Here is a 21,781-nt window from a genome sequence, read left to right on the forward strand (position 1 = left end):
ATCTCATAGCAAAACACTAATGTTATTCGTATAAATAACAATTTGCTGTTATGAGGAAATAAAAATAATAAAACTATAATATATCTTCAATTATAAATGCTATTTGATAATGATTTTTTAATATGAAAATATCAATTGTTCAAATGCTATTAAAGTATATTTATTGTTTCCTTATTCTTAGAAACATGGCCGGTACAATCTTATAAATTTTAACTATAAATAGTTATAGTTAAAAAAATGTTAAGCAAATATAGGAATAAAAAATAAAATATTTCAAAAACAAGAGATTTGTTTTTAGGTATATTACAAAAAGATAATATACAATGAATAAGGTTCTGAAATGTTAGAATTACCTTTATCAATCTGATAAAATGGCAAAGCGAATTTAAATAAAATTAATCAATATATTGTGATTTAATTTGAATTATTTGTGAATTTTTTCTATCTTTTTGATAAATAAACAGATAGGTATTTTTAAGAATAATTTAAATATCTTTCCGAAATTCATAAAAAAACAGTAAGTATCTGATATACTTACTGTTTTTATAGGTGTAGATTATTGATGTTTTTTTGACTAATAGGTCATTTTAATGCTGTGCCGGATCATTTAGTGGAATTTATTTCATTGAATTGTATAGTAAATGAATGGTCTGCGCATTAACAGAGATGGTGAAAAAATTAAAATATACTTAATCCGTACTGCTTCGCCAGATCTAAAATCATATGATATCCGGCAAGAGAATTTCCGTGTTGATCTAAAGCGGGACTGAATACCCCGATTCCTATTTTTCCCGGAACACTTACTGTAATTCCTCCTCCGACACCGGATTTACTTGGCAAACCAACAGTTCTGGAATATTCCCCACTGAATTCATACATTCCGGCAGTCAGCATCTGCGATTCTACTAATTTTGCCATATCTGCGTTTTTATAAGTGGCATCTCCGTCAAATCTTACGCACTGGTTGGCAAAAAAGTATCCTATTTTTGCGAGATCTTCAGCAGTAAGTTCAATAGAGCATTGTTTGAAATAGTTGTCCAGCTGGTCTTCATTTCCTGAAATCAGTCCGCTGTTTTTCATGATGTAAAACATTCCACGGTTACGGTGTCCTGTTGATTTTTCCGATTCGTAAACCGATTTGTTGTAATCTATGGATGAGTTTTTGGTAATATACCTTACCATATCCAGGATTTTAAGGAATGGTTTTTTCCCGTCTCCTGAGATCAGTGAAGTAGTAAGGATTGCTCCGGCATTCATCATTGGATTAAGTGGCTTTCCTGTGGTTTCAAGATTTGAAAAGTGGTTGAAAGGCTTGTCTGATCCAAAGTATCCCATTTTATCAAAAATATGAGTTTCTCCTTTTTCATTTACAGCTACCATTAAGGATATGATTTTGGAAATGCTTTGCATGGTAAATTTCTTACTTACATCACCGGTATTGAATACTTTTCCATTTTTATCAACCACTGAAAAGGCAATTGCTTTAGCGTCCATTTTACCTAGTTCAGGAATGTAATCTGCTACTTTTCCCTGAGTATAATAAGCTCTGTTTTTTTCCAGAATGGTATTTAATGTTTTTTCTGAAAGGGTTGAGATATCTGCTGCCTTCTGTGCATAAACGATTGTGTTTAAGGAAAGAAAAGCTGCGGTACAGATTCCTTTGGCGGAAAATAAAAAGTTTTTGTTTCTCATATAAGAGTTGTTGAATATAATGTTTATGATAAGCCTTGAAAAACAAAGATAAATTATTTTAATCTTGTCGGCAATTCTAATGGTTATCCTTAAAGATATTGACATAGGTGTGGATAGGAAAAGCTTGTAGATGAAGATGGAGTTGTCGAAATACGTATAGGTTTTTTAAGAATTAAGAAATGGGTAAAAAGCTTGTTATTTTATCTGTTTTGAATGTGATTAATTTTAATATAAATTGATATTATTTAGTAAAAAATAAATTAAATTGAATTTTGTCTATTGATTTCGGGATTTATTGATTGAAAATTTAGGATTTTATTTGATTAAAAATGGCTTGGTGACCCAGAAATACAAAAAATGATGATTTTTTTTATATAACTAATAAGTTGGTGAAATAACATATAAGTATGAATTTATCTATATTGTTGAAATTCAACTGTGAAATAATGTTATTTTTTCACGATTAAATGATTTTTGTATTATTATTTTTATTAATTTGACAAAAAATTAATAACACTTTTTTAATAACTATGAAAAACAACACCTATTTTGGTAGGCAGCACATCTTCAGATGGCTCCTGCTATGTTGGCTTCTGGTACCCTGGGTACTACAAGCTCAAGCTCGAATTACATGGACCGCTCAGGTCGGATGCCAGGAATTCCGTGGCGAAAAAGAAGGTCAGATCCCTGACAACGGAATCGCTTATTCCTACATCAATTCATCCCAATGTCTCCGGGTATGTGAGAAATCAACTGTAAAATATGAGATTCAGGGACCGAATGTTTCCAATGTCCAATGGACGGTTTCAGGAGGTACTGCAGCCATTTCAGGACCTGCGAATACCATAGCGAATGTAAGCTGGGGAGCAGCGGGGAACGGATCTTTACAGGCGGTTATCACCTACAATGACGGAACTGTGGAAACCCAGACCATTTGTATTGAAAAGATTAACAGACCGATTGCTAAATTCGAAATGTTAAACCTGGCTGATACTGTATGTAGAAATACGACGATCTATTTTGATAATCTTTCTGAACAGAACGGTGGATCGGATATCATTAACTACTTCTGGGAATTTGGCGATGGTACAACTTCTACCGCCTTTGAGCCGTCTCATTTGTATGCTAATCCAGGAAATTATACGATCAGTCTGACGGTAACCAACAAGTGCGGCTGCCAGGATAGAATTAAAAAACAGATCAAGGTATTAAAAGCTGATCCTGTACAGATCAACTGTGCTTCCGTAGTATGTGAAGGCAGTACTGAAAAATACAATGTACAGGATGGATGTAACAAAGGACAATGGAAAGTTATCGGAGGATCAATTGTCAACATTAACGGTAACGAAATTGAAGTTGTCTGGGATCAGGTAGATCCGTCTGACGGCTTTGGATATGTAATGTACATGTCAGAATGTGCATGTCCTGAGTGGACGACAATTAAAATTCCTGTTGTTTTAAAAAATGCAAAAATTAAAGGACAGGAAGTGATATGTACTGGCAGACAGTATACCTATTCAATTCCTCAGTGGCCAACAACCAAAGTTAACTGGAATGTTTCAGGTCCTGCGGGAGGTCTGCTGACGAATACTCAACAGAGAAACGAAATTGTTTTCTCCGCAAATCAGCCAGGAACTTATCACCTTACGGCTAATTATTTCAATACTTTACTGACATGTGAAGGACAGGCTTCTATAGATATCGTAGTAGAGGCTCCTGTATTGGTAAGTGGAGGTGTGGATGAAATCTGCGCCGGAACAAGCCAGGGATTTACGGCTTCTCCTAATGTACCGGTGATCTGGAAAGTAACAACCGGAGCATCTACCTATACTTCGCTGCCAATGACGGGAATATTTACCTATACCTTTGCAACCGCAGGAACATATACGGTGACGGCTACCAAGCAAGGTGGAGGTTGTGAAAGCAATGGAAGAATTATTAAGGTATTACCAATTCCACAGGCACCTAACGGAACCATTTCCGGAGAAACAAAAGTATGCCCTGGAAAACCTTATGTGTATACCATCAGTTCAGTGGATCCTGGAATGGTACCGGTTTGGAGTGTTACCAACGGAACTATTCAGGGAAGTAATGCAGGACAATCTGTTACAGTGATATTTAATGCCGGTGCTACATCTTATACAGTATCTGCGCAGAACAAATCGATCAGCAGTGCAGCATGTCTTTCAGCTCCGAAAACGTTTAACGTAACTAAAATAGACCTTAGCACGATTGTTATTAATCCAAACTCAGGACCTTTCTGTCCGAGTAGCACTCAAACTTTCAGTGCAAACCTGAACGGTATTGTTCCGGATTTTATGGAATGGTCATTTGCCAGTTCCAACTTCGGAAGTGTAGTGGGAGGACAAGGTACAGCTAATATTACGGTAAACTTCAACGAGATTTCTTCAACAAATACTACCAATCTTATTCTGAAAGTAGTAAAATGTGGAGTGACTCAAATTATCACTATGCCGGTATCTTTAATAACGCTTCCGGTAGTAAGCTTTACCAATGTTGGTGGAATTTGTTTAGGATCCAATCTTACTTTTACAGTAAATCAGGGGACTATTACTTCAGCCACAAGTGTTACATTCACTTTTGCTGGAGGAACGTATACGACAGCCTTTAATCCGTCTGGAATTTACAGCTTTCCGAATAACGGATATATCCAGAATAATTCAGGAAACAATGTTTCCCATACAGTTACTGTAAATTATGCAGGTACTAACGGGTGTAACTATAAACCTACTGCAAGTGCTAACTTTATTGTATATCCTGAAACCATTATTACTGTTTCTCCGGTATATAATATTGCAGTTTGTGATCCTACCACAATGACACCGTATACTATTACGGCTAACAGCTCTACAGGACTTACCAATATCATCTCCTGGCAGTGGTATAAAGATAATGGTATTATACCAGGTGCCACTACCAACTCATATACCATCTCAGGAGCAGGTGCTTTTGGAACGTATAGAGTACAGGCTGTAGATATTAACGGTTGTGTGGTTTCTTCACAGAATATTAATGTAACTCAGTCTTGCCCGAGCAGTGGAAGTTGTACAGCAAATCCTCAGATTAACTTCGTTCCGGCATGGTCTGCTTGTAACAATATTACAGTTTCTGGTTTAACATACAATGGAACTCCGGACGAAATCCAATGGTTGTCAGATCCTATGCTTACTTTGGTTTCCGGCCAGGGAACTGCTTCACCGGTATATCAGACTAATCTTGCAGGAGCACATCTTGTTTTTGTACGTCTGAGATACGGTTCATGCTGGTACAGCAAAGGAGTAGAAGTGAGAAAGAATTATGAGCCTAAATTCAATATCAGTACAGTGTGTAGTGGAAACGGTTACAGCGTAACACTTTTCAATACCTCTACGATATTTGAAATCAATCCGGCATCTATTACCTACACATTCACTTCACCGGGACAGCCTACCCAAACAGGGCAGTCGGCTACATATAATCTTGCGCCGGGTACTTATACTTTCACAATGACGGTATCTGCACCAGGGAAGCCAATATGTACCACTACGCAGACTATTACATTAGCTCCGATCCCTGATACCTCTTTCTTGGTTCCTGCATGGCTATGTGCACGTTCGCCTATTACGTTTAGTCCTATAAACTATGTGGCAGGAAATACTTATACCTGGATCTTTGATGGTACCTCTTACGTTACGACAGGACCAGATGCTACAATAACGTATAATACAGCAGGAACAAAAACCATTCAGTTGAAAATTAAAACTCCTATGGGATGTGAATATACTTCTGCTGTAATTGGTGTTAATGTGAAAGAGGCTACTCTGGATGGTACTATAGCACCTCCTTCACTGGTAGCTTGTATGGGAAGTGCTCCAAATATCGTATTTACCAGTACGCTTGGATCTCCTAGCCAGTATATCTGGATGAATGGTTCTCAACCTGTTTCAGGAGCACCAAACTCTCCGGTATTCACACCTACGCAATCTGGTAACTACTGGCCAGTGCTGGTATCATCAGATGGATGTACAACAAGTATTATGAGTACTAAAGCAATACCGGTAACGCTTAAAAATCCTCCATATGTTAACATATCAGGAACAGCGAATATCTGCGAAGGATCTTCCACGGTACTTACAGGTATTGTAACAGATAACACATTGGAATATCAATGGAAAAAAGGAAATTCTGTGATTGTACCATGGGCTTCTGCTCCTTATCCTATTGCTATAAGTACAGGACCATTATCTGCAGGTACGTATGTCTATACGCTGGAAGTAAGAACTCCGGGTACTTCAGGATGTACAAGCAGCAAAAGCTTTACTGTTACTGTAAATAGTCCGCCGGCACCGATTTCAGTAACTTATAATATGGTAAACTGCCAGCCTTATCAGGTGATGTTAACAGCATCAGGACCGTCTGCAGGAGTTTATAACTGGAGCAACGGAATGACAGGCCAGTCTATTACAGTGAACGAAGGTGGTGCTTATCAGGTTATTTACACGGCACCAAGTGGATGTAAAGTTGTAGGTAATACACAGGTTCCATTAAGCCTTGAAAGCCTGATGTGGGTATTCCCAACAGGATGCTATGATGAATGTCTTAGAAAGAATTATGTTTTAGGACCAAAAGGAGTCTTCGATCATCATGATTGGCTGTTGTTCGGAAACAGCATCCAGAGCGGAAACAATAATTATATCTATCCGCTGTACATCAATGTTGCAGGAACCTATCAGTTGCAAATCGATCATCTGGGATGTCAGTTTACTTCCGGAACCATGAATTACTATCCAGGTAAAGAATGTGGATTCGAAACAGAATGTAAGCTTGAAGCAAGTATCAAAGACATGAAATGGGTTGGAGATCACTATAAAGTGTATGGTGTTATCTACAATGGCGGAAGCCAGCCAATAAGTCTTACCGTTTCAAGTCTTAATGGATTTGGAATTTATCTTCCATCTATTATTACGATTCCGGCAGGCGGAGTGTATGATATGAACGCTAATCCATTGGCATTCTATCCAAACTCAGGCTTCCAAGGTACGGATGAGATTTTATTCTCTAATGAAACATGTAAGTTTACTACCAAAGCGGTAGATCCTAACTGGATGGGTATGAAAAATGCAGGAAGAAGTGTGACGGCAACTTCAGTTTCTTCTCTGAAAATGACACCAAATCCTGCTAAGGAAAAAGTGAAAATCTCGTATAATACGGGCAATGAAAAATTACTGGCAAAACAGGTTACGGTTTTTGATGCCATGGGCAATATCAAATTCCGTAAGGAACTGAAAACGGCTTCCGGAGAGGTAGACGTGGATGTTACCAGCTGGCTGCAGGGTGTTTATATTGTTATCGTACAAACGGGAGACACCTCATTACAAGGAAAACTAATTAAAAATTAGTAGCTTATAAAGCAGTGTTCTCTTCGGAGAGCACTGTTTTTTTATAGGATGTGATAATTAAATGAATTTTTATGATACAATTAAAAAACAAACTTTGGGGATTACTTCTGATAGTACCAGGATTATCTTTTAGTCAGGCCTACCAATGGCAATGGGGAAAACAGGCAGGAGGATTAACAGGTTCAGCGGATCCGGGGTTTCATTATGTATTTGATGAATCCATAAGGGATATTGTAGTGGATAATAACAATAATACCTATTATCTTGCCACGATGCGTGAACAGGATCAAAACCTGAATGGAGCTTCTGTAACCAATTACGGTCTGAGTGATCTTTTTCTGTTCTCTGCCGATTGTGCAGGAAATATAAGATGGTCCAGGCCAATAGGTGGTTCAGGAGATGGAGAAAATGCATGGCATATTAAAGTAGATAATAACGGAGGATTATACGTGTTGGCGACCCTTTATAACAATTCATATGTAGGAGATCCTAATGCTGTTCCTATGCACTTTGATGATACTCATACACAACCGCTGTATACTTATTATGATCAAACAATAGAACCAGCCCATAAAGCGGCTTTTCTGTTAAAATATAATACTTCAGACGGTACACTGGCATGGAGCAAATCTTTACAGGGAGATGTTAATTATTTCTCCCGCATGTGCGATGTTCAGATGATGTATATGGATTCTTCCAAAAACATTCATGCTGTAATGGGATTCAGGGCAGGAACTCATTTAAACGGATTAATTACGGTGCCTTCAACCTTTACGTCAACCTATCAGTATTATGCGGTCAAGTTTAATTATGATAATGGTAATATGACACCAGCGACTCCTTTGTTACTTCCTATTACAGGAGATGCAATAAATATTGTAGGAAGAGAAGGAAAAGTGAATGTAGTATACGATGAAAGTTTGAATCGTTATTATATTGCTGGTAAAAGGATGGATCCGGGATTCAGTAATCTGGTTGATCTTTCCTATAATAATGTTCCCTTTACGAAAGCAGCTTATGTATTTGCTTTTGATGGTACTACCGGAGCTGAGGTATGGAGAAAAGAACTTAATAATGGTACGACAAGTACTGATGATGAAATTCATGCGATTGTAAAAGATCCCGTAACTTCTGATATTTATATTTCTGGACGTTATTTTAACGGAATAACAGTGCCCGCAACTTTCGGAACTTATACTTTTCCTCTGAGAAATTATGTGGAAGCCGTTCCGTTTGTTATGAAGATGAATGCTTCAGGTACAGTACAATGGGCAAGAACTCCGGAAGCAATGTCCGGTCTTCAGTTTGGCTATCGCTTTACCAAAGGAGCCATTGCGATTAATGGAAACGAAATAGCCTTTGCCAAAGGTAGCTGGTCTGATGTCTGGGGAAGTTATGCAATGGTACGTCCTGATGGAGATCGATCAGATCCTTTATTGGTGAGACTTAACAAAGATACCGGAGAGGTCTTGGGAACAGGAGAGATTCGCAGTAATTATTATGTTATAGATGAATTTACGGCGGTTGCTGCAGATAACGATGGCAACTATGTAGTGGGAGGTTTTTTTCATGATCAGCTATTTACGGATGCCAATGATAACGTCAATACAATGGCCGTCAATGTAGCGGGAGGAAAATCTCAATCTTTTTTTACAAAATTTGCTAAATCAGCGTGCAGTCAGATGTCAGTAGAAGAAACGGCTGCTCAGGCAGGAATACAGTTATACCCTAATCCGGTTCAGGATGTATTAACGATCAAAAGTAAAGAGCCTTTGGTTTCTTATGAAATTTTTGGAGCAACAGGGCAACTGGTCAAGCAGGGAAATTTGAATATGACACAAGAACAGATCGTATTATCTTCGCTTCAGACAGGAGTATATTACATTAAACTTAAAACAAAATCTTCAACAGTAACAGAAAAGATATTGAAGAAGTAAAAAAAACAAAACTGAAAATTAATAACCTTATATATAAAACAGTGTTCTCCAAAAGAGGGCGCTGTTTTTTTATCGTTGTCTTCTGATGCAATTGAATAACCTATTCCGTATTTTTGCACAGAATTAAGCAGCAAAACTGTTGATTCCAAAATATGAGCAATATGTTTTCTGACCATGATCAAGTTGGTGTGGTTTCTTCTTTTTCTGAACTTGTGAATACCCGTTTTCAAGGAGCAATGAATGCCATTTGCTGGTATAGAAATCTGATGGGTGATTTTAATGAAATCGTGACAAAGCTTCAGTTGAAAGATGATATTACAGAAGTTTCCGGCGAAGATCTTTTAGCATTGGAATTGTCAGAAGAGGGAAGTATTGCGAGAGAAATTATTTTAAATGACCTGCAAGTATTAACAGATTTCGGAGCATCTCCGGTTCTTAATTTGCTTAAATGTTATGAACGCGATGAGGAGCTCAGTTTTATTTCAACAGACGTATACTCTTATCATGTCGACCGTTCACCAGTCGGGACAGACACTTTTCTTTGCACTTATCACGGGACGGCAAGTGATATCATAGCCAATGATCAGGTGGAACAGAAAATTTTAATTCCTGAAATCCGTGAACAGCTTAAAAAATTGCATGACGGTACTGAAGACGAATTTGAAGACTTCCTGAAAGAGTATTTCTTTGATCTCCATTATCAGCCTAAGCCCAATGCAGAACCTGTTAATTTAGGAGTTGGCCACCTTTGGCGCATTGCAGTAGATCATCCTGATCAGGAAGCTTTACCTTGTGTTCACAGAGCGCCTGTGGAAAATGACGGGGAATTTCGTTTACTCTTAATTTGCTGATGATTTTTTTGGATAAAAATCAATTTGAAGCATTATTTTACTCTTGACTTAATGCAGTTAGTTTGTTTAAATAATCTTTACTTTCAATATTCCCGATCGCAAACTCGTATTCCAGCAGTTTAATTTTTTCTCTCCTGGCATAAGGACGGTTATAGATTGTATTCAATGTATTTTCTTCATCAGCGATAGGGTTGAAAATATCCTTAAGATCACGATAAGCCTGATAATATCTGATTCCCAGTACTCTTTGTGAATGAGCATTGAAATGGATACCATCAGGATTGGAATCAAGATCTTTTGCCGTAACAAAATAACAGTTTTCATGAGATTGGGCAAAATGTTCCAGTTCACGATTGACGAGGGAATAATGGGTAAAATACTGACCCAATATTCCTTTGGGTAAAAAATCTCCCAAACCTCCAATGATGAGAGGAACTTCATGAATATTGAGTTTCTGACGTAAAGCATTAATAATTTCAGAGAACTTTTCTTGGTATTTTTCTGCCTTTTCAGGAGAACAGTCACTTTCTCCCTGATGCCATAAAATTCCTTTAATTTCACTCGTCCGCTGGGCAAGTCTGGCTTGTGATACTGCATTTTCAAAGAGTGCACCGCCTACCGCCCAGTCATCAAGGCTGGTTCCTCCGTCTGCACATGGAATCAGCCCGATTTCATCCTGTTCGTTATCCAGTCTCCATGCTGCTGCAAATGATGAAGCAAGACTTACCCCTGAACTGGGACGGTCATAATTAATCGGTTCAGACATGATCTGCCATAATCCGTTTCTCTGCATTTTAATATGTTCATCAAAAATAGGAGGGACTTCTTTAGCGTAGCCACGCCCGGCCATATTAGACTGGCCTATCATTAAAAAAGAATGTGTCATTGTTGTTTATTTAATTGTAGGCCAATGCTTCTGCTGAATGATTTCCAGGCCAGTTTCTTTATTTCATTAGGCGCAATATCTCCGGATCTGTATGCTGTGATGGTTGCTGTGATACTATTGGTGAAAAGAATTTTTATCCAGGGTAGTGGCAACTGGCTATCTATTAACTGTTCTTTCTGCAGTTTTTGCAGGGCATCAAATACATCGGTTCTTGCTTTTAAATATTCCTTACTGGTTTCAGTTTTGTAGGTAGGTTCAATTTCGTTGAGCTTTATTAAAAAAGCATACTTTGTTCCGCTGTCAATTCCCGCATATAATAAATTTTCAAGCTGTACCAAAGGATCAGAGGAACTATTACAGGCTTTAATGGCAGCTTCTTCCCAGGCATGCATCATATTTTGATTGCAGGCTTCCAGTAATTCGTTGCGGTTTTTAAAATACCGGTGCAATGTTCTGCGGTTAAGGTTACAGTGTACGGCAATCTCTTCAAATGTTGCTGAAAAATTCTCATTGAAGACCGCTATAGCTTTATCTATAATTTTTTGTTGGGTATTCATTATTTTTAATTGGCTCAAATTTACGACAAATGTCTCAATTTTGAGACATTTATTTTAAGAATAGAAATAAATAGAAACAGGTGTTAAAAATAACAGGCAGTAAATCAATTGATTGAATTTGTTTTTTTTAATCCCAAGCAAGGATATGGAAATTCTGTATTTATATACATGAGTACTCAGTAAAATATTTTTTTAATCAAAATAATTAATTCAAAATCAAAATGAAAAAAATCAATCATGTAAAGTTGATATCCATGCTTGTGATCTTACTGGCTATTCCTTTTGCTCTGGCAAGTTGCAGTAATGATGATGATGCTCCAAAGCCTGATCCCATAACCATCAGTTTTGATGATCTTAACGGTGAATACACCGGAAAAGCAAGCGTATCCCAGGGAACGGTGAATGGAGAAACTGCGGTCACCTTTTCAGCCAAGAAAAACCTGATTTCCTATTCAGAATTTCCGATGAAAGAGATTGTGTACTCTGTAATTTCCGATCCCGTGAAAGCCAATCAGGCCTTAACAGCCATCGGAAAAATAAAATATGACCTGGATTATACAGCGGTTTTATACCAGTATAAAAAGGAAATAGAACTTAATCTTCTTCCTAAAGAATTAACTGTTCAGGTTCCTATTGACGGGGTAAGCAAGAAAGTTGTTATCACATTTACCGCCTCTAAAAAAGGGTTGTTTACCAAACAGAATACGCAGAATATGAATTTTGAACTGCTTGCGAGTAAAATAACCGTTGAAGGAACAGCTGTCAATCCATTCAATCCTATAAAATATAATTTTCAAATGCTGAAGAAATAGTCGCAGTAAGGAATATGGTACAGATGCACTTGCACAAGTGCATCTGTTTTTACTCTTAAATACCTTAAAAACTATTATAAAAACAACTTAACTAGAATACAATGAAAAAAACATTCATCATCTGTTTAGCCGTTCAATCTTTTATTATGATTGGATGTGTATCAAATCCAATAGATAAAAATACTGATGTCAGCATGGTAAAACCAGTATCTGTAAGCGGTAAGATTACCAAAATTGAAAATGGGAAAGATGGCTATACCGCTACCATTATTGATACTGCAGGAAAAGAGTATATTGTAACTGTCAGTGTAATGGATCTTCAGAAAAACGGAGAGCCATATCAACTTTATAAAGTAGGGGATACAATCTCTGTGACTGGACCAACATAGAAAGGTAATGAGGAAAAGGTATACATGTCGGCAGAGAAAATCAAATATGTACAATAATTAATATTAAATATTTTTAAATATGACCGATAGGTCATATATTTGTCCCGTCATTTATTTTCAATACATTATAAATGTGAAAACAGAACTATTTGTAAATTAAAAAACTGACCTGAATATGAAGCAGTAAAAGAGCAATGATACAAGATATGGGCTCAGTACTCAATGAGCTGTCCTAAATATAATTCCACGGGAAGTAAGCTGATAAAATTAAGTTGAGTTATCCTGGAATTACACAAAATTGCCAGTAATTATGGTTTTCTTTGTTACAAAATACTGAACGCGCGCTAAACTGGCAATGGAAATTAACTATAATTTTAACCCTATAAAACATTAACGGAAAAAAGGAAATATTTTTTTTATCTATAATATGACCGATAGGTCATATTTTGGAAATAATGCTAAATAATAGAACATTTAAATACAATGAAATTCTTAGAAATAATAAAAGACATAAAAAGTAAATGCATTCTTCTGCTCATGATCACCTGTTCAGTAGGATTCTCTATTACTTCTTATGCACAAAACAAAATTGAAAAAATGGAGACGAAAACAGAGATAACAACACTCATTAAAAATCATTTTGACATCATCAATTCCCCTGGTTCGAAAGACCGGATTGCTCTCATGGAGAAAACCTACTCACCCGACTTTCATATTATTGATACCCATTTTGAAAAATTCGGAATTCCTGAATTTGATAAGACAATTGATGAGATTCATCAAAAGCTGCCCGGGAAAAAATTTATGATAACAGAAGATATTATCGTTCTTAATAATGCTGCTAAAGCTGTATGGAAATTAGGAGATACTTTCGTGGGAGAAGATATATTTCTGTTTCATAATGGCAAAATTTCCACCATCGTGGCATTTGTAAAATCCGTTGAAGATTCAAAAAAATAAATAAGTCAAAAATATTTACAATTCAATTTAACAATAGAAAAATTATGACAAATCAGACAGATCATACGGGAACATCATCTTTTCAGACCATCTTACTTTCGACTCTAGTCGTGGCTCTTTTAGATACAATAGCGGCCACTGCAGTATTTTATATTTGGTTCAAGATGAGCTTTGTTCAGCTTTTTCAATTCATTGCCAGTTCATTATATGGGCAGGAAGCATTTGACGGAAGCAGTCGTAAAATAGTGACGGGAATCATCATACACCTTGTTACCTCACTGATCATCGCAGTGGTATATTTCTATGCCTACCCAAAAATCAGGTTTTTGAGTAAATCACCTGTATTATCCGGCTTATTATATGGTTTGGTGTTTTGGTTGGTAATGAATTTACTGATCATCCCCAATACCCATATAGCGCCTTCTCCTTTCATTTTAAGTCTGGCGCTGACAAGTATCGCATGGCATATGGTTCTGGTAGGATTACCGGCAGCCCTTATTACAAGAAAATATTATCAACAATAAATAACAAAAATCAAGATGAGTAAAATAGTTTTAATTACAGGAGCTTCAAGAGGTTTTGGAAAAATCTGGGCTGAAGCCTTATTACAAAGAGGAGATAAAGTGGCAGCCACTGCACGTAATCTCGAAAGTATAGAAGATTTGGTGGAAAAATACGGTAATTCCGTTTTACCGATTGAATTGGATGTGAACAAAAGAGAAGATTGCTTTGCCGCAGTTCAACAGGTTCAGGAACATTTTGGAAAAATTGATATTCTCATTAATAATGCAGGATATGGACTGTTCGGAACCATCGAAGAAACGACTGAAAAGGAAGCAAAAGATCAGTTTGAAACCAACTTTTTTGGATTGCTGTGGATGACGCAGGCTGTCTTACCGATTATGAGAAACCAGAGAAGTGGGCATATTATACAGGTTTCCAGTTTTCTTGGACTGATAACGATTCCTGTACTGGGATTATACACCGCTTCTAAATTTGCGGTGGAAGGATTATCTGAAACATTGGCCACAGAAGTAAAAGAGTTTGGAATTCATGTTTCATTAATTGAACCCAACGGCTTTTCCACAGACTGGTCAGGAGCTTCGTCCTATCATACCGAACCCATGGAAGTATATGCTCCGCTTAAAAAAGAGTTTTTTGAATCTGCTACACCGGATTCATTTGGAGAACCTAATGCAACCACTGAAGCTATTTTAAAACTGATTGACACTTCCAATCCGCCTTTAAGATTGTTATTGGGAAAAATTGCCTATCCGGCAGTAAAAGGTATCTATGAAGAGCGTCTGAAAAGTTGGTCAGAATGGAAAACTGTATCAGATAATGCACACGGGAAATAATAAGTAATGAGCGATAAGTAATGAGTAATAAGTATAGCTGTGCAAAGACGGCATAGCTGTGCTTTTTAAAAAAATGAAAAATGAAAGCAATCGTTGTAAAAGAAAATTCCAATTGGAAAGAGCTGCAATTGGAAGAAGTCAGTATTCCTGAAATAAAACCCAATCAGGTATTGGTAAAGATAAAAGCCATTGGGGTAAATCCCATCGACTGGAAGGCACCGGAATATAATTTATTTGATTTCCTTCAAATGAAGACCCCTTATATTATGGGAAGTGATATCTGTGGTATAATAGAGAAAGTAGGTGAGGAAGTAAAGGGTTTCAAAAACAGGAGATGAAGTGTTTGGTGCTTTTGAATTGGTTAATCAGGGAGCCTTTGCCGAATATGGAGTCATAGATGAAAATTTCATCAGCCATAAACCTGAAAATCTTACTTTCATAGAAGCAGCATCCGTTCCCTTAGCTGGTTTAACGGCATGGCAGGGACTTTTTGAAATACTGGAACTGCAGCCTGGTCAGAAAATTCTTATTCAAGCCGCAGCTGGAGGAGTAGGTGTGTTTGCTACACAATTAGCTAAACTTCGGGGAGCCCATGTAGTGGCAATAGGTTCAGAGAAAAACTTTTCATTCTTACACGAACTTGGGGCTGATGAAGTAATCGACTATCATAAGGGATATGCAGAATTATCCAATGATTATGACGCCATATTTGACAGTATGGAAACTTCAGCGCTTCTGATTCCGCATCTTAAAAAAGGAGGACGGTATTTGTCCATAACAGAGGCTGCTTCACAAGAGTTGGCACAACAATATGAGATTAAGGCATTCAATTTTTTATACCAGCCTAATACCGCTCAGCTCAATCAGGTGAAAGAGCTGATAGAAAAAAACAAACTTAAAGTATTTGTTGATAAGGTTTTGCCATTGGCTGATGCCGCAGAAATCCTCAAATACCAGATGGAGGGACATTCAAAAGGGAAGAATGTTCTGGAGGTTTTTTAATTTCTTAATCGTATAAATAAGTACTTCAATTTTAATATAAAGACAAATGCTGAGATAGGCTAAGGCTATTGCATTTTATTTGGATATAACACGCTAAATTATTGAGTGTTAATTGATAACAGGTAATCAGAGGTAGCTCAATTGTCCTATACTTTTGTCAATAAAATTTTTATAATATGAAAAAACAATTTTGGGTATTTGGCTCTAAATTAAGCGTATTACAAGGTGCTGAAGATACAGAAGGCCGTTTCGATCTTGTAGAAGGAATCCTTCCTGTAGGTTCACGCTTACCTTTTCACGTTCACACAAAATATTCGGAGACCTTTTATGTTGTTGAAGGCGAGGCAATGGTTCTTACCGATGAAAGCGAAACCCTTCTGAAAGCGGGAGAACACTGCTTTATTCCCCGAAATACTCCTCATTCAATTTTTAATAATTCCGGAGATAAAGAATTGAAGGCTCTGGCTGTAGCTTCTCCCAGTGGCTTTGCAACGCTCATCAGATCCGTTGGGCTTGAAGTTATGGAGGGAGAAACAGAACCTTCTGGCGAGCATGATTTTCAGCTTGTACAAAAAGTACTTCATGAAATTGGTGATGAGATTGTAGCTCCACCCCAATCATAGTGTTTAAAACCTTAGAAGTGTAACAAGGTTTTTTTATTTGAGTTTGTTGGTTTCAAAAACAAGTCAGCTTCTGAAGTTGACTTGTTTTATTTTTATCCATCATCGTATTCCGGAACTTCTCTTTTACCATTTGATTTTTATTTTTGGAACTACTTTTTTTATTTCTTTGGCTACATTAGTTCCTGCTTTCCCCAGTTCGTTGCTTATGTTTCTGACCACTTTCACCGCTTCATGATTTTTCCCGGGGCCATATTGTAAATCATGAACTGTAGTATTCCATGTTTTGACAATATCGTTATTAGGCCCAAACTGACCTTTTAAAGCGTCTCCAATCTGATTTAACCCTTTAACAATGGTATTATTCTTTCCGAAGCATCCGTTGTCACCACCAACACCGTTTGTTAAACATTTATTTAATTCTCGGTAGGTGAGTTGGCCTCCTGCACATCCTGCAAATGCATACGGCTGTCCTCCGGTACTTACCGCACACTCAACGGCTATCTGGGCTTCCGTATTCAGATTAAGTTTACTCGCTCCATAACACACGGCAGTTCCCATAAAAGATATTTCACCACTGTTAGCCTGATCTTTAAAGCAGGAAACTAATTGCTTGAGTTCAGGATCGTTTACTTTATCAGCGAAACAAAGGGGGTACATTTCATAATTGCCGCCATATTCTTTATAGCATTTCAACATATCCTGGGTAATTTGCTTTTCTTTTGAACCCCCTAAAATACTGAGCATACAAAGACTCTGTTCCTCCATGGTTGCTGAGTTTTTGGCACATTTATAAATTTCAAGCTCTTTCTGACCAGCCATATTCGTTACCATACAGTCCCCGAATTTCATCTGATTTAATGATCCATCAAAATTCAAAGAATTCTTGTAACAGTCTACTGCTTTTTGCTCGCTTGTCATCATGACATCTCCAAAAGGGTTTTGTTCATCAATAATCTGGGTAGGTAATGGTCTCATTCCGTCAGCTGTTTCAATCCCTATTTGATTATCATAGATAGGCTTTGGCAGATACATAATCGGTGGAGGAGGAACAGGAATATTGGAATAACCCACGACGCGGTATCCATATCTGTAATCCAACTCTATAATATTTTTATTAAAATCCAGGAAAAAAGCCTTTTGGTAAGGAATGGCAGAGGGCAAGAGTAAATAATTAATTCCAGTTTGATCATATACGGCCTGGCCGGCATTTCCCGGATTCCCATCCTGAACAATCACTCCTGTATTATACATCGTAAAAGACTGACGATAAGTAGTCAAAAACATCTGTCCGATTGGATAAACCTGCGCCAACAGGAAGGAACAGAAACTCATCAGTGAAATCAGTACACTTAAAATTGATAGTTTTTTAATAATTGTGTCCATGGTACTTATTTTTTGATAAAGTTACCGTGTAGACCATTATAAGGAAATTACCCTTTTTCGCTATTTTTGAAGTCTGCTATGTAACGTCTCCTGATTTTGAAGATCGGATGTTTTAGGAAAGGTAGCAGATGGGCTGGGGCTGGTTACGAATATAAAGCTCGCTTTCCCAAATCCATTCTTATATTAATTTTTGAATTACTTAATCTTATGAATACAATTTTACAAATAATACTTCTTATCATTATATTTTCAAATTCAATATTTTTAATGTTGGAAAAGAATATATCATCTTTTAAAATATTCAAATTAAGTTGGATCATCGCATTAATAGATATTTTAGTAATCCTATTCTTTTTTGAACTAAAGCAATCTATTATCCTTTATATCTCATTTACATCAATTATTGTTGTTTTTACTTTAGGACTAAGAAGTTTTGTAAATAGTTATAATACCAATACACTGGAAAATCATGATAATAGAAAGCGATTTGTCAATTTCTTCACCTATTTTTTACTCTTCTTTTTAGTGATGCTTACAATTGGCGTTATGAAAAATCTTTTATTTGATTCTCCTTTAGAATAAATGGGTTAAAATTATGAAATATTTGTTCCGCTAAGCAAAGTCAGTAGACTTCGGAGAGCGTAAAATTGTATATTATTGTAGTTGTAATTATGTATTTGATGGGGTTATTTCCCGATGCGGAATCTGAGAAAGTCTTTATTAATGAGGTTTGTGTAGAACAAGGTGTACAAAAGTGGTACAGGATTAAGAAGTTGCAAGATCTTTTTTTCTACATTTTTACACGAATTTCGTCTTGGCAAACATCGATTTATAAGAGAGTTTATCCATTTTATAGGTAAAATAAAATAATTATTTGTACGCTTTTGTATATTTTAAGTGTTGTAAATTAAATACTTAGAAGCTATCGATTGCAAATGTGTAAATTTATATATTTCGTGTGTACACCTCAATTTTATTTATAGGGCGAAAAATGGTTTTAGTTCGTTAATTAAACATTAAAGTTAAGTAGGTCTTATCATCTATAAGCGTTTCTTTTATAATGGCTTTCCAATAATTGAAACCATAATATTTTTTCTCTTCAACTATATCTTCCTTTATAGTTTTTATTAACTCATCTTTGCTAATTTTATCTTTATATTTATTAATTTCTTTACTGAGTTCATAAATTGTATCGTGGCTATTTTTTCTAAATCTTTTTGGTAGATGTAGTCTTTTATAATGATTTTCAATTAGGCCGAAAAGATTTTGTTCAATACCAAATCTATTTTCTACTGTAAATCTTAAAGTTATTTTATCTGCATCAAATTTTGGACTACAGAATAAATACTGTTCCTCAGGTAGATTGTCTAAATAAAGATTCAGGAATACTGACCTTTTATTTTCTCTCCAAACATAACTTTTATGTCCATTACATTTAGAGCATGAAGGAAATAAATTTCTTGGATTTACAGCGAATTCTGGAAACTCATCTTTTGGTACAATATGATCCAAAGAATTTATTTCATTTATAGTACAATTTTGGCAAGTATTAATTAATCTATTGCCTTCAAGAGTTGTTACTTCTTCGTTTAATTTTTGTATTACTGAATTATCATATTTATATAATTTTAATAAATCAATTTTATCTTGACCTACATAACCGGCAGTGGTAAGTGAAGCAAGATTATTTGCGGTATGTTCTGTTTCAAAAGTTAAATATTCTTTTTTAACAGATGGTTTTAAGATTTCTACTCTTTTTTTATATTCCGGATCTTTTTTAGAAATATTTTTTGCTTTTAAAACATCATCTAAAAAAACACTTGAACATTCTTTATAAGGTTTAAGATTTTTCATCAATAATACTTTTTAGAAATAAACGTGTATTAAGGCTAACAGGAACATTATCAGATTCTATCTCTTTAATTATATCTTCATAAGACATTCCTTGTTTTATTAAATCTGATAAGATGATTTTAAATTGTTTTGGAATTTCTCTATTACCAAAGATCTCTTCTATAATTGTAGATAAGTTTTCACCGAACGTTTCTCTACTAGGCTTTCTAATAGTAGCGTAATTGCCTTCCCGTTCAATTACATATACGTTTTTCGACAAGATTTCTTGAACAATTATTGGTGAATGCGTTGCGATTATACAGTAGGATTGGAAAATTCTACTTAATTCACATATTGTGTTTGTTAATGATGAAATTGCATTTGGGTGTAAATGCGTTTCAGGTTCGTCATAAATTAGTAAAGAATCGTATCTGATATTAGCAATTATTTCAGTTATAATAAATATTAAAACACTTTGACCAGAGCTTAAAATCTTTATAATATTCATAAACTTAACATAGTTAATTTCATACGAATTGCTTTCAATATTAAAAGGAAGAAATTCATTAATTAATTCTTTGTTAATAAATTCTTGCAATGTATCTGCGAATCTTTGTGTTCGTTTTTGTTTACTTATTTTTTCGTATGAATTCTGAAACCTTAAAATTAATTTATCTTCCTCCAAACGTCTACCATTTTCATCTTTTAAGCCGCAGTAGACATAATTAAATTCAGCTGTTTTTTGGGGTATTTCAAATCTATCAAACGAGCTATATGAAACGGCAATTACTTTACTAAACAAAGGTGTTTTGGGAGTGAAATTAGAATCGTTTTTTTTTGATATGTCTATTGGTAAACTTGTTACTAACTGAGTTTTCCCAGTTCCGTTCTTACCAATTATAGTATAAATTCTATTTGGAATTTTGCTACCTGTATCAAAATCAAAGTCAACTTCTAATTCATTTTCAGCAAATTTTGGTTGGAATTTATACTTGAAACTATAAAGTTTGCTTGAAGTTAAGCCGTAGATTTTATACTTAACTTCACGCATTAAACGTTCAGCATTGTCATCTCTAATTAATGATTCTTTAAAATTACTATTTCTTTCAAAATTTTCTTGAATTGATGGAAAGAATGCGGTGTCTTGAAGTGCCCATAGGATATTTTTAAATGTTCCGCCAAAAAGTTCTTTTATATTTTCATAAAATTTGTATTCTTGCCCTAATGAGCAAAAATTATTATCAAGCTGTTTAAAGGTAGTAGGTATTACATTTTGAGTTTTAATATCTTCAAAATGAATGATTTTTAATTTACCAATTAAAGTGCAGTCTTGAATATCTTGGTAAAAAAACAAAGCGTATTCTGAAACTATACTGAAATCATTCCAACGGTCATTTAAAGCTAAAACAAAAGATGGGAAAATCTCTGGAATTTTATGACTATTTTTTCTGTCAAAAAAACCTGTCGGTTTATTATCAACAAAAAAAGATAAATCGTTTGCAACTACACCTAACGGAATTTTATCCGGATCCTCTTTTACATTTACTTCATAAACAACTAAACCATCTGTATCTAACCTAACTGCCTTTAAGCCTAAGTTTTCCTTTTCTAAATAAGGATTTAATATTAGAAAATATTTCATTATTTCATCCTTATTCTTTCTAATATGAGGATGAATAATGCTATTTAAAAACTCTATAAATGTTTCTGTATTATCAATTATATTGAATCTATCAGTTAATACATAATCATATTCCCAATCGTTATTGTTTACTAAATGTTGGTAAGCATCATCATATGCATTTTTGAATCTCGCATCTTCTGATGGTAATGCTTTTAAATTTAGAATTTCGTCTAAAAATTTGATTATATTTCCATTACTATAAGGTGTTCCAAATAGTTCATTTTCAGTTAATAATGTTCTTAATATGTCTAGTTTTAATTTCTTTGAAAGTTCTAACATTATATTAATTTATTAGTAAAAAGACATGAAATTTTGTAATGCGAGGGCGAATTTTCTGCTTTTAATTCAGTTGCCATTTCATAATATTTATGATTATAGAGGGCTTTATAGTCATATTCTTTTCTCTTTAGAAGAT

General features: G+C 35.4%; 17 protein-coding genes. 11 read left to right on the forward strand and 6 right to left on the reverse strand.

The window, feature by feature from the left end:
• Nucleotides 1–678: 678 nt before the first annotated feature.
• Entirely contained in the window at nt 679–1,692 is a 1,014-nt protein-coding gene (glsA, locus tag ACMA47_RS23295) for a glutaminase A (RefSeq protein ID WP_413931700.1), read from the reverse strand.
• A 530-nt stretch (nt 1,693–2,222) separates the two neighbouring features.
• Here glsA and ACMA47_RS23300 point away from each other — a divergent pair.
• The 3 genes from ACMA47_RS23300 to ACMA47_RS23310 all read left to right on the forward strand — a co-directional run bounded on the left by ACMA47_RS23300 (nt 2,223) and on the right by ACMA47_RS23310 (nt 9,879).
• Entirely contained in the window at nt 2,223–7,091 is a 4,869-nt protein-coding gene (locus ACMA47_RS23300) for a PKD domain-containing protein (RefSeq protein WP_413931701.1), read from the forward strand.
• 71 nt (nt 7,092–7,162) lie between these two features.
• Nucleotides 7,163–9,028, forward strand: coding sequence for a T9SS type A sorting domain-containing protein (locus ACMA47_RS23305; RefSeq protein ID WP_413931702.1), 1,866 nt, complete (start codon nt 7,163–7,165; stop codon nt 9,026–9,028).
• A gap of 152 nt (nt 9,029–9,180) precedes the next feature.
• A complete protein-coding gene (locus ACMA47_RS23310; protein WP_413931703.1) occupies nt 9,181–9,879 on the forward strand; it encodes a DUF1826 domain-containing protein in 699 nt (232 codons plus the stop codon).
• 37 nt (nt 9,880–9,916) lie between these two features.
• On the opposite strand, the gene ACMA47_RS23315 is transcribed toward ACMA47_RS23310, so the two are convergent.
• Complete coding sequence (locus tag ACMA47_RS23315; RefSeq protein ID WP_413931704.1) at nt 9,917–10,765, reverse strand: sialate O-acetylesterase; 849 nt, start codon at nt 10,763–10,765, stop codon at nt 9,917–9,919.
• Nucleotides 10,762–11,322, reverse strand: a complete 561-nt coding sequence (locus tag ACMA47_RS23320; RefSeq protein ID WP_413931705.1) for a TetR/AcrR family transcriptional regulator — start codon at nt 11,320–11,322, stop codon at nt 10,762–10,764. Before ACMA47_RS23320 ends, ACMA47_RS23315 begins: the two co-directional genes overlap by 4 nt.
• Nucleotides 11,323–11,543: 221 nt before the next feature.
• Between ACMA47_RS23320 and ACMA47_RS23325 the strand changes: the two genes are divergently transcribed.
• The 8 genes from ACMA47_RS23325 (at nt 11,544) to ACMA47_RS23360 (ending at nt 16,466) form a co-directional block, all read left to right on the forward strand.
• On the forward strand, nt 11,544–12,134 hold the full coding sequence (locus ACMA47_RS23325) for a DUF4840 domain-containing protein (RefSeq protein ID WP_413931706.1): 591 nt from the start codon (nt 11,544–11,546) through the stop codon (nt 12,132–12,134).
• A 101-nt stretch (nt 12,135–12,235) separates the two neighbouring features.
• Entirely contained in the window at nt 12,236–12,523 is a 288-nt protein-coding gene (locus tag ACMA47_RS23330) for a hypothetical protein (RefSeq protein ID WP_413931707.1), read from the forward strand.
• A gap of 537 nt (nt 12,524–13,060) precedes the next feature.
• Nucleotides 13,061–13,483 carry a hypothetical protein gene (locus ACMA47_RS23335; protein ID WP_413931708.1) on the forward strand — a complete coding sequence of 141 codons (423 nt, stop codon included), beginning with the start codon at nt 13,061–13,063 and terminating at the stop codon, nt 13,481–13,483.
• Nucleotides 13,484–13,527: 44 nt separating this feature from the next.
• A complete protein-coding gene (locus ACMA47_RS23340) occupies nt 13,528–14,007 on the forward strand; it encodes a DUF1440 domain-containing protein (protein ID WP_413931709.1) in 480 nt (159 codons plus the stop codon).
• Between the two features lie 15 nt (nt 14,008–14,022).
• Complete coding sequence (locus tag ACMA47_RS23345; protein ID WP_413931710.1) at nt 14,023–14,841, forward strand: SDR family NAD(P)-dependent oxidoreductase; 819 nt, start codon at nt 14,023–14,025, stop codon at nt 14,839–14,841.
• Nucleotides 14,842–14,921: 80 nt separating this feature from the next.
• Entirely contained in the window at nt 14,922–15,179 is a 258-nt protein-coding gene (locus ACMA47_RS23350; RefSeq protein WP_413931711.1) for an alcohol dehydrogenase catalytic domain-containing protein, read from the forward strand.
• A 1-nt stretch (nt 15,180) separates the two neighbouring features.
• On the forward strand, nt 15,181–15,843 hold the full coding sequence (locus tag ACMA47_RS23355) for an NADP-dependent oxidoreductase (protein WP_413931712.1): 663 nt from the start codon (nt 15,181–15,183) through the stop codon (nt 15,841–15,843).
• A 176-nt stretch (nt 15,844–16,019) separates the two neighbouring features.
• Nucleotides 16,020–16,466 (forward strand): cupin domain-containing protein, encoded by a 447-nt coding sequence (locus ACMA47_RS23360; protein ID WP_413931713.1) that lies wholly within the window; start codon nt 16,020–16,022, stop codon nt 16,464–16,466.
• Nucleotides 16,467–16,589: 123 nt separating this feature from the next.
• On the opposite strand, the gene ACMA47_RS23365 is transcribed toward ACMA47_RS23360, so the two are convergent.
• The 3 genes from ACMA47_RS23365 to ACMA47_RS23375 form a co-directional block, all read right to left on the reverse strand.
• Nucleotides 16,590–17,849: a hypothetical protein gene (locus tag ACMA47_RS23365; protein ID WP_413931714.1), complete on the reverse strand. Its 1,260-nt coding sequence runs from the start codon at nt 17,847–17,849 to the stop codon at nt 16,590–16,592.
• Nucleotides 17,850–18,854: 1,005 nt separating this feature from the next.
• A complete protein-coding gene (locus ACMA47_RS23370; protein WP_413931715.1) occupies nt 18,855–19,703 on the reverse strand; it encodes an HNH endonuclease in 849 nt (282 codons plus the stop codon).
• Nucleotides 19,690–21,645 carry an AAA family ATPase gene (locus tag ACMA47_RS23375; protein ID WP_413931716.1) on the reverse strand — a complete coding sequence of 652 codons (1,956 nt, stop codon included), beginning with the start codon at nt 21,643–21,645 and terminating at the stop codon, nt 19,690–19,692. The genes ACMA47_RS23370 and ACMA47_RS23375 overlap by 14 nt, the downstream gene beginning before the upstream one ends.
• Nucleotides 21,646–21,781 lie beyond the last annotated feature (136 nt).

Source organism: Chryseobacterium sp. T20 (assembly GCF_047345655.1).
In the GTDB taxonomy this organism is placed as follows: domain Bacteria; phylum Bacteroidota; class Bacteroidia; order Flavobacteriales; family Weeksellaceae; genus Chryseobacterium.